General features: G+C 43.4%; 5 protein-coding genes. All 5 read left to right on the forward strand.

Annotation, left to right across the window (positions count from 1 at the left end):
- The first annotated feature begins 10 nt into the window (after window positions 1–10).
- Window positions 11–3,427 (forward strand): Ig-like domain-containing protein, encoded by a 3,417-nt coding sequence (locus tag Q8W40_RS23780; protein WP_305400800.1) that lies wholly within the window; start codon window positions 11–13, stop codon window positions 3,425–3,427.
- 284 nt (window positions 3,428–3,711) lie between these two features.
- A complete protein-coding gene (locus Q8W40_RS23785) occupies window positions 3,712–5,175 on the forward strand; it encodes an O-antigen ligase family protein (RefSeq protein ID WP_305400801.1) in 1,464 nt (487 codons plus the stop codon).
- A gap of 360 nt (window positions 5,176–5,535) precedes the next feature.
- Window positions 5,536–6,681 (forward strand): 4-phosphoerythronate dehydrogenase, encoded by a 1,146-nt coding sequence (locus Q8W40_RS23790; protein ID WP_305400802.1) that lies wholly within the window; start codon window positions 5,536–5,538, stop codon window positions 6,679–6,681.
- Complete coding sequence (locus tag Q8W40_RS23795; protein ID WP_305400803.1) at window positions 6,665–7,678, forward strand: aspartate-semialdehyde dehydrogenase; 1,014 nt, start codon at window positions 6,665–6,667, stop codon at window positions 7,676–7,678. The genes Q8W40_RS23790 and Q8W40_RS23795 overlap by 17 nt, the downstream gene beginning before the upstream one ends.
- A gap of 208 nt (window positions 7,679–7,886) precedes the next feature.
- A partial coding sequence (locus tag Q8W40_RS23800; protein ID WP_305400804.1) for a FimV/HubP family polar landmark protein occupies window positions 7,887–11,373 on the forward strand: 3,487 nt, incomplete at its 3' end.

Here is an 11,373-nt window from a genome sequence, read left to right on the forward strand (position 1 = left end):
GAAAATTAACATGAAGCGCAAAGGAATATTGCAATTTATTTATGCATTGATGATTTCTATCGTCGTCACTGCATGTGGAGGAGGTGGAGGTGACAGTAGCAATCAATCTGTCAGTGACACTTCAAGAAAAGGTAGCTTACAGCTGGTGCTAAAAGACGAGACGAATTCCAGTCAATTTGAAACCGTATCAGTTGAGAACATTCAAGGGGCATCTCGTGCTCTTAGCTTTAAATCCCAATCATCAGATGCGAAAGCATTTTCGTCTGTAGCAGGCGAAGAAAATGGTTCTTTGTCTCCAGGCTCGGTGACGACAAATGAACCAGCCCTCGACCTAAACCTGGATACATTCAGAATTTCAGGAGAAGGACCTGCTGGTGAATCATTTAATACTGTTGTCAGAGGTCGTGGTGCTCGTCAAATTGAAGGACTGGCTGCTGGGAACTGGACTATCACAGTTATTGCTCAAGATGTCAGTGGCTTAGAGTTCGCGCGTGGTAGCCAAGCTGTGACAGTACGACCATCGGAAGTAACACCTTCATTTATCGAGGTAGTTATGGCTCAAGGTAAAGGCAGTTTTGACTTTGAGATTGAGTGGCCAAAAAACATTGCATTGACGCCTAAAGTTACAGCAGAGCTGCGTTCAACTAGTGGTAACGTGGTTTCTGTACTGGATACGAATGTAACTTCGAAAGACGCAAATAATTGGGTGGTAAGTGCTTCATTAAGCAATCAGGTAGATTCAGGTTATTATGCGTTGGTGTTTACTATTTACGACGGTAACTCTACCAATGCTAAAGCGCATTTAGCTACAGGTTTTGCTGAGACGGTTCGTATTATTAAAGGGCAGTCAACGTCGGTAAAACAAACGTTGAAAGGAGTGAAAGGTGTTGGCGAAATTGACCTGAATATTGAGCTTAAGGTAAACAACTCGCTTCCTATTGAAATTGCGAATGCTAATGTGTTACCAAGTTCATTTGCGTTTGATACACTGACGAGTTACACCGTTGAAGCCGATGTGCCTAGCTCAGATTCTAGCCATGGCAACATTGTAAAAACTTGGTACCTAAACGGTCAGTTGGTAGGGATAGGACCAACATTTACGATCGATCCTGCCAATACTCCTCTGGTGAACAACTACTTTGGTCATTACCTTAAAGGTCACTATCGTTTAGATGTGATAGGTGTTACGCCAACTGGTGAGAGAAGTGGCTCGGCGAGCTATGAATTTTCTGTAACGGGAGATCAAATTTCCATTGGTCAGAAAGGAGCAATTGTTGGTCAAGTCTTCCTAAACCTTGCCAGTTCTAAACCACATTCAAGCTCTGTCAGCAATCTTGAAGTGAACCTTAAAAATGACACGGGTGTAGCTATTCAAGGTGCAATTGAACTCTTGGACTCTAACGGAAAATTTGGCGGTCAAGACATTCCGGCTGGCGATTATGCGTTAGAGATAAAATTGGGAGCATCTTACCTTCCTTATCATGCACCAGTTAAGATTGAACCTGGGGTATTAACGGATCTGGATGTTATTCAGTTATTACCAGGGTCTACCTCTTCTGTATCGGCAACAGCAGAATCAAGTATCTCACTCGGTAATGGTGCATCTATCTCGTTTCCTGCGAACGCCTTCACGGGTGTAACAAGCGGTAATGTGACGGTTTCTCATCGTTCAGTTAACCCTTCAGATTCTGCTTTCCTAGAAGCTTTTCCTGGCGGTTTTACCGGTATTGAAACAGACGCCAATGGTGTTCCAACTGGGGAAGCTGAAATAATCTCGTTTGGTGTTATCGGTGCAGATATAAGAGACACTTCAGGGAATGAAGTGACATTAGCATCACCTGCAACAATTAAGATTAAAGTAGCAAACCCTGCAACCGCACCTACATCACTACCATTGTGGCACTTAAGTGAAACTACTGGTAAATGGACACAAAAGGGCGTCGCAAACCTCGATGGCGATTACTATGTGGGCACAGTTGAACACTTCAGTTGGTGGAACTTTGATTACTCATGTGGTCCCGAAGGTGCATTACGTTGTCCCTATATAAGTGTAAGCTTTGATGTAGTTGACGTTCACGGAAACCCTGTTCCATATGCAAAGGTTAAAGTGTCTGGATCGGGTACTTTTGCATCTCAGAAAACGGTGACCACAAATAGTTTAGGCAAAGCGTATGCAAGCCTAATGTTTTCACCGCAAGCGATTGAGGATAAATGGGAATCAATTTCATACTCCATTTCTGCACAACAAAGTCGACCGAATGTGAATGGAACACTTCTGAGCAGTAAACCGACTTCAATGGAGTTTTACCTAGATCATGCTGCAGGTCGAAATAAGCGTTACACCAAAAAAATCGTTTTAGGAGAAGATGCCCCTTACCTAACCGTAAAGTCAAAGTACCGTGATATTGAGAACCAAGATGTATGGAGAGCTATCGAGAATGATAGCGCGCCAATCAAAGTCATTCAGCCAACTGGGTCTGCGACTAGCTCTGAAACGGGTATAGAAATTAAAAACTCAGGTAAGTCTGAGCTTACTATTTCTGGTTTCAACTTCCGAACCACAGATGGAAAGAGTTTACCTTCCGACTGGTCGCTGAGTATTAGCAACTTGCCTCCAAAACTGGATCCAGAAAATACACATATTTTCAATGTTAAGTATCAAGGTACCGATTGGGATCTAGCTCGAGCGACATTGGAGATTGTAAGTGATGACCCAACAGGGAATGCTCTTATTCCTTTAGTTGCTGTGCCTACTCCAATTCCAGGTCACAGAGCCATTGTCATTGAAAACAAAACGCTTTCTACCATGTCGACATTTAGTGGCCGTGTAGGTTATAGCACAATGTTAGATCCGTATGCTCCTAGCAATCCGTACGCACCGTCTAACCCTTATGCCCCTACAAACCCATACGCACCATCAAATCCATATGCACCAGCCGACCCTTATGCCGAGCCGAAGACGATTCAATCGTTCTATGGGTATAGTTCCAGCTACTCTTCCACTGCTCAGAGGGGTTCAAGCTCTTACGGTCCGTATGAGTACCGTGCGCTATTTGCATTTGATTTAACTGCTATTCCAACAAATGCGAGAATCTTGAGTGCGAGATTGGAGAACAATCGAAATGTAGGCAATGCAGTTAATTTGTATGAAGGTACACAATCAGAATACCCGAACAACGAATCTGCAAAAAAGGACTTCGAATTTAGATGTGATGTAGGTATTGCACCTGAAGACTGCCCTCTCGGTCAGTTAGCAACTGGTAACTCGCCAGTGAAATTGAACTTCGGTGAACGTGGTATTGAAGAAATTCGCGATGCTATAAACAGCGGAGAAATCTTGAAAATTTCAGCATCCATTGCTGATGAAACTGGGTATCAGTATTTCAGGTTCCAAGATTTAAAACTGGTTATTGAATTCGGTTACTAAACTCAACCTAACTACAAGGGAGCACTATGCTCCCTTCTTCTATGATTATGTCTCTATTCATTAAACAAATTACCCATCGAATTGACGATGTTTGGTTAGTGTTACTACCTATCGTTATCTCCATTACAACTTGTGTTCATTGGAGCGGCTTTTTCTATAGCCACGATGTACCTAAATGGCTATTCATTGATGTACTTTTGTCGGTGTTCGTTTTTTTAAATCTACGAAAATTGGCTTGTAAGTTCTCCTATATAAGCTTCTTATTTGGCGCTACGGCGTATTGGATGGTGACCAGCTTTGTATGGTCTAGTCATGTTTACGCTGGTATTGAGTTTCTATTTCGCTTTGCACTGTTTGGTCTTTCCTTTTCACTACTGGTAACGATTTATAACAGAGAACAGCGAAAAAATTTACTGCTCAGTTCTTCGGTGCTTTCTGCCACTCTTTTCTCTATTACTTTTTTTATCGAACGCTGGATGAATATTCCTGTGAATAATGGTGCGTTCACACCAATTGGATTTACTAACAATGCAGGACATATTTTCAACATCTGGATTCCGGCTCTATGCTATATCGCATGGTGTAACAGATTTAGGTTTTTATGCTTACTGGGAGTTTCTTTCGTCTTATTAAGCGTGCTGCACGTCCTGAATATCTCTCATATCAGAACTACCGTTATTGCTCTGGCTTTGGGGGGGCTTGTTTTTCTATTCTTGCAGTCGAGACGCTTGTTAAAGCGGGGAAAACTATCTCTTAGAATCCCGTTGGTGATTATTGGAATAGCTTCTTTAGTAGGATATTCCACTTCACAATTATCATTTGCTCTTCCTCATACACTTTCTGCTTCATTTAGCGCTATTGAAGAGCCCTTAGATAGCTATCGCCCTAGGCTAAATATGGTTCTCAATAGTTGGGATATGCTAAAGGAAAATCCATTTGGAGTCGGGGCAAACAACTTTGAGTTCCAGCATCCAGAGTTCGCGAAAGTTGGCACTCATCAGGCCTCCGAATTTGTCAGTGAGAAACAAATATTAAAAACACCACATAACTTTCTAGCCAAGGTATTTACCGAACTCGGCTGGATCGGTGGAATCTTATTCTTGCTACTCTACCTATGGCTTATCGTTAAAGCTTTCCAATTAGTGATAGCAGAACCCAACCGTTGGTGGATATTTATTGCATTGTTCGCCTTTTTAACCCATTCACTTTTGAGCCAAGTGTTTTTGTCTCCGATGAGCTACATATTTGCGATATTGCTGTTTGCTGCACTTATCAGAGACAAGAAAGAAGTAACTATAGCCAAACCGAGTAACAAGACCGTTTTATCCTCTGTGGCAATATTTGCACTGATTGTTCCCGCATTGAGCTTCATGACCACAGTTTCTCATTTTTACCACTACCAAGGGGCCTCAAACCAAAACATAGAAAAACTGGTGAAGTCAGTTTCCATTTATCCGGGAAATGAAGCAGCATGGCTTGAGTTGTCTATGGCGTACTTTTACGGACCGAAGGATTTGGATTCAGCTATAGCTGCTTCGGAGAGTTTTCTTTCTCTCAACCCCAATCATATATACGGTCGTCATTTCTACGGCATGTTACTTGTCTACAACAAAGACTGCGCGAAAGCTGTTCAAACATTAGGTGGATTGCTTAAGTACTACCCGAGTTACAAAAAAGCTGAACATTTATTCCACCAGGCGCAAGATTGTAGCCTACGTCAGCAAAATGAGTTGTTAAGTGTCCGATAGATTGACTGGTCTCATCAAGACCAGTCACGAATGTGCCTAATTAATTTGTCGTCACGGGTTTAGAACGCATTCTTGAAACGGTTTCGCGTTCGGCGCGTTTGCATCTTTGTGGGGGTAAGCTCTGGTCGAGAAGCTTGAGATCTTCCATGACCATTTCACCTATATTAAGAAACGTGATATCCAAAGCACCTGAACGGTGGGCAGGAATTTGATGCTTTATAGGTAAATAACTCCTATCTTCAGTTAAATATAATTTAGCCGAACTTCTCTGCGGAATTTAAAATCAAAACAAACTTTTAACTCAGCGCTGATTGGGGCAAAATCGGTGCATCTTTTCTAACGTAACCTTGCTCAATTGAAATGAAAATCCTTATTGATGAAAATATGCCTTATGCTGAAACGCTTTTTAGCCAGCTAGGTGAAGTGGTTTTGAAACCAGGACGTACAATGACTGCCGAAGATTTGGTCGATGTGGATGGCTTGATGATTCGCTCAGTAACAAAAGTGAATAAAGAACTGATTTCCAAAGCCAACAAACTAAAGTTTGTTGGGACAGCAACGGCAGGAATGGATCATGTTGATCAAGCACTGTTAAAAGAGAAAGGCATTTTCTTTACGGCTGCACCTGGCTGTAACAAAGTCGGTGTTGCTGAATACGCGTTTAGCGTGATGATGATTCTAGGGCAGCAGCAAGGTTTCTCCGTATTCGATAAAACCGTCGGTATTATTGGAGCAGGTCAGGTAGGTTCTTATCTCGCTAAATGCCTTCAAGGAATGGGCATTAAGGTTCTATTGAGTGACCCCATTAAACAAGCTGAAGGGGATGAGCGTACTTTTACCGCGCTTGAAACATTGCTTGAACAGTCAGATATCATCACTCTACACACCCCAATCACGCGTGATGGAGAGCACCCAACTCACCATATCCTCAATGAAACGCGTCTAGAAGCATTAAGATCGAATCAAATTCTCATTAATGCTGCGCGTGGTCCCGTCGTTGATAATTCAGCGCTGAAGAAGCGTTTGCAACGCAATGACGGCTTCACGGCTGCATTGGATGTCTTTGAATTTGAACCAGAAGTCGACATGGAGCTACTTCCATTACTCGCATTTGCTACCCCTCATGTGGCTGGCTATGGTTTAGAGGGTAAAGCTCGCGGTACTACCATGATCTTTAACTCTTTTTGCGAGTTTCTCGGCAAGGAAAATCGGGTTTACGCATCTGAGTTACTGCCAATAGCACCTGTGCCGCGTGTTCAGCTGGACAGAGCGTGGGACAACGCAACACTGCACAATCTTACTCAATTGATTTATGATGTCCGTCACGATGACGCCATATTCCGTCGTAATATCGCCCGAGCAGGTGCGTTTGATGAAATGCGCAAAAATTATTGGGATAGACGAGAATACAGTGCCGTCACTTTAGTGGGGAATCACGAGTGCAATCTCGAACCACTCGCTAAACTAGGTTTTCAAATTGAGGTAACAAATGAGCCAAGAATTTAATGTTGCAATATTAGGTGCAACAGGTGCCGTGGGTGAAACCATTCTTGAAGTGCTAAAAGAGCGTGAATTTCCAGTTGGAGAGTTACACTTATTGGCAAGTGAACGCAGTGAAGGTAAGACGTATCGCTTCAATGGGAAAACCATTCGTGTACAAAATGTGGAAGAGTTTGACTGGTCACAAGTACACATCGCGTTATTTTCTGCAGGTGGCAGTCTTTCTGAAAAATGGGCACCAATTGCGGCAGATGAAGGTGTTGTTGTTATCGATAACACGTCCCAATTCCGCTACGACTACGATGTGCCTCTAGTCATACCAGAAGTGAACCCAGAAGCCATTGCAGAGTTTCGTAATCGCAATATCATCGCGAATCCAAACTGCTCAACAATTCAAATGCTTGTTGCGCTTAAGCCAATCCACGATCAAGCCGGTATTGAGCGCATTAACGTATCAACTTACCAGTCCGTATCCGGCGCGGGTAAGTCGGGGGTAGATGAATTGGCGGGTCAAACTGCGCATTTGTTGAATGGGAAGCCTGTGGAAGAGAAAGCATTCAGTCAACAGATTGCTTTTAACTGTATTCCACAAATCGACAAGTTTATGGATAACGGTTATACCAAAGAAGAAATGAAGATGGTTTGGGAAACTCAAAAAATCTTCAACGATGCTTCTATCATGGTGAACCCAACTTGCGTTCGAGTACCTGTGTTTTATGGTCATGCAGAAGCTGTTCACGTCGAGACCAGAACACCTATCGATGCAGATCAAGTTGCTCAGCTTTTAGGGCAAACAGATGGCATCGAAGTATTTTATGGTGAAGAATTCCCAACACAGGTTCGTGATGCTGGTGGTAAAGACCACGTAATGGTTGGTCGGATTCGTAACGACATTAGCCATCACAGCGGTGTAAACCTTTGGGTTGTGGCAGACAATGTACGAAAAGGTGCGGCTACAAACGCCGTTCAAATCGCCGAAGTGCTAATTCGGGACTATTTCTAAGTATAACTATTTTAAAAGCCTCACATTGTGAGGCTTTTTTCTTGCTTTTATTTTGTTCAAAAAATGCAAAATTGAGTAAGAATGGTACGAATATCAACTCGGACACACATTTTTTCGTGCGGCCGCTATAGTTTTACGACATTTATCCGATATATTTAGCAGATCACATTATTATTCAAGATAAGAAAGCAAGAAAGCTGAGCCTTATATGCATCATTTTTTCAAGCGTTTGTTAACGCCCTTGCTTCTGATGGTCTCGACTCAAATTCCAGTGGCTACCGCTGATACCATCAGAGTTATTGGTTCCAACGGAGAGGTTTCAGACTCCCCACGCTTCGCTGAGCAGATCCGACAACCTGCCGCTCAGGGGCAACCCTCTTTGTTTTATGGTCCAACACGGGGGAACGAAACCCTGTGGGGTATTGCTACGGCATTAAGACCAGCAAATAGCCTTACGGTTCAACAAACTTTGCTTGCGATTTATCGCCTTAATCCCCAAGCGTTTGAAGACCAAAATATTCATAGCCTGATTCCAGGTAGTACTCTTCGTATACCCTCGTTACAACAAGTCCAATCAGAAAGTACTGCCAATGCAGTAAGAATTATGTCTGCTCACCAAGCTCGACTTGATGGGTCAAGTAATAATCAAACAGCACAGCCTGTTGTAAGGCCTCGACCAGCGTTGGTTCAGCCAAAACCTGCTGAGCCGAAAATAGAAGTGCCGAAAGAAACCGTATCGATTCAGCCTAAACCTGAAATGGTTAAGGAAAAGCCAAAATCTGAGCCGATGGTCGATCCAAAACCAGCGATGAAAGATAACGGTCAGATGAATGAGCTGAAAGAACAGCTCGACATGTCCGAAAGTGAACTTTCGTCACTCGAAGAAAAAAACCATCAGCTTCGTTTAATGCTTTCTGAAGTTCAAAATGAGGTGGATACGCTCAAAGATGAACTGGGCGATGAAAATCGCATTAGAGATGAAGTTCAAAAGCTGCTTGATGCTGAAAAAATGAAACAGCTAGAAAGCCAGCAAAATGCACCGACGTTGATGGAAAGAATTGTCGGTAACCCATTATTGCTAGGCGCACTGGCGTTGGTCCCAGGCCTGTTAATCGGCTTGCTGGTCGTTATGCTACTTAGCAGGCGCAAAGAACCTGAAGCTGAGGAAGAAGCTCAAGAACAAACTCAGACAGAAGTACCACCAGTTCCTGCTAATGAAGACGAAGAAATTGATGAGATAAATCTAGATGATGACCTCATTGGGGATATTGAAGACGAAGAGCTGTCGCTAGACGATGAGTTGTTTGGGGATGAGTCTGATGTCGCGTTCTCCGACGAATCATTGGAAGAAGGCGACAAAGCCAAAGAGTCCGATGATGTCTTTGGCGACCTGAATGATGAAGACCTTGATTTTAATCTTGATGATGAAGGTGACGATCCATTCGCGAGTATCGGAGAAGATGGTGAGCTCGATACCGACTTAACGGATATTGAATCCAGTGCTACAGGAATCAGCGTTGATGCTGACGAACAAGCACTCGGCCTTGAGGAAATGGAACGAGCTCTTGATGAGATCGAACCTGAAATCGAAGAAGATACCTCAGGGGATGAGACTGAAGAGTTCGACTTAGCGGGTGATGACGAGTTATCCAATGATGATATTGATGCGCTGTTTAGTTCCGATGGACCAGAAGAGGACTTAGGCGCTGACGAGCTTGATCAGTCCACGTTAGATGATTTATTTTCCGGTATAGATGACACCGAAACCGACGATGATTTGGATTTTGGAACTCTACTATCTACTAGTGAAAGCAGCGAAGATTCAGGCGATGCAGCGGCCGATGGAATCGATCTTGAATCGGAGTTGGGTGAAGATGCATTTAACGAATTATTGAGTGAAGGAACTGACGATATAGGCGATGGAGGCTCTGACCTTCTCGATGATATGTTGGAAGCTGGGACCGACTTAGATTCAAGTAGCACAGATTTACTAGATGACGTTTTAGATGCCGATGATTCTGAACTGAATTTAGAGCCTGATGCACTTCTCGATGAAGTACTAGAACAAGATGAAATAGGCAATGATGCTGCTGACGATATCCTTGCCGAGTTCGATTTAAGCGCAGACAGCACTGACTTATTAGATGACGTTATTGATGGTCCGTCAGAAGGCGCAGAGCAATTGGATCCTGAGTCAACAGATCTATTAGACAGTTTGTTGGACGAGTCGGATTCAAGTGACACCCCCGAATCGCTAGATGAAAATAGTACAGACCTTCTAGATGATTTTATCGATGACGACTCTAAAACCTCTATTGATGCGGATAGCACAGATCTGCTTGATAGCGTGCTTGAAGAATCAAATGAAGAAGAATTTGATCTCGATATTCCTGAGTCGTTGGATGAAGACAGTACAGACCTGTTAGACGATGTTTTAGAGGAATCAAAAGCAAGCGTTGATCCCGAAAGTACCGATCTACTCGACGAATTAGTTGGAGAAGATTCATCCGTAGAAAGCGAGTTTGATGCGGATGATTTCGACCTAGGTTCTGATACACCAGATGACACAATTGCTACATCTGAAACTCAGGGTGGCGACTTTGATTTTGATTTCGAATCTGAAAGTCATCTAGATGATGACGATACTGAGCAGGCTGAAGACGAAGAGCCGGCAACAGAAACACCAACAGAGAATGCATTTGAGCAGGAACTTGAAAATGCGTTCGAACAAGAACCGTTAGAACAGGAATCCTCAGAACATACGAGCTCTGAGGAAGCACCTGACGCGATTGCTGGTGCAGATGGGCTAGAGGAAGACGGTGAGTTAAATAATAAAGATGAGTTGACCGAAGCCAATGAATTGGAAGATTCGTCAGCCACCACCCCAGATTCTGATGAAATAGCGACCGCGGATACTATTGATGATGTATCGGAAGAGGACAAGTCAAAGGCTGCTCTAGAACAGAACGAGCTTGATATTGATGACCAAGAGTCAGTTGTTCAAGAAGTCGAAGCCAATGACACAACTTCTGTTGACGAAACGGAGTCGAACTCAGAATCAGCAACTCCTGAAGAATTTCCTGCTCAGCCAATACAAGACGCAGAAACAGCGTTTTCATTGAAAGGTCATGATGACGAGCCCCTTGATGTTTTAATGGGTGAAACACGTGAAGAGCCTGATTTCACTGATGCAAATATTGGTGAACTCGATGAAAGTGCACTGAAATCAGATGTCGATTCAATATCTGAAGACGGTGAACCTGTTGAAGATTGGCAAGAAGAAGCATTCTCAGGCGAAGTCAGTACTGACGAAGATGCACCAGATTTACCTGATATTGGCGAACTCCCTCAGAACGAAAGTGCATCTGAAGATAACGTTTCAGATGCTTCTGAAGAAGAGATTGAGCCAGAAGAACCGTCGTTAGAAGAATCTTCTCTAGATACAGAAGATTCTTCAAATGAAGAACTTTCGATTGACGAATCGACCATAGAACCAGAGCTGGAATCTGATGTAAGCCAAGCTCAAAGTGAAGATATTGATACAATTTCTGATGAAAGCGTTGACAGTGGCGAGACGGACTTATCATCTGAAGAGCCAGAGCCAGAGCCAGAGCCAGAGCCAGAGCCAGAGCCAGACGCAGACTCAGACGCTGACGAAGTCGCAGTGCGTGTTCGAGTGGGAGGTAAAGGTGGGG

This window comes from Vibrio penaeicida (assembly GCF_030689305.1).
Taxonomy (GTDB): Bacteria; Pseudomonadota; Gammaproteobacteria; order Enterobacterales; family Vibrionaceae; genus Vibrio; species Vibrio penaeicida_B.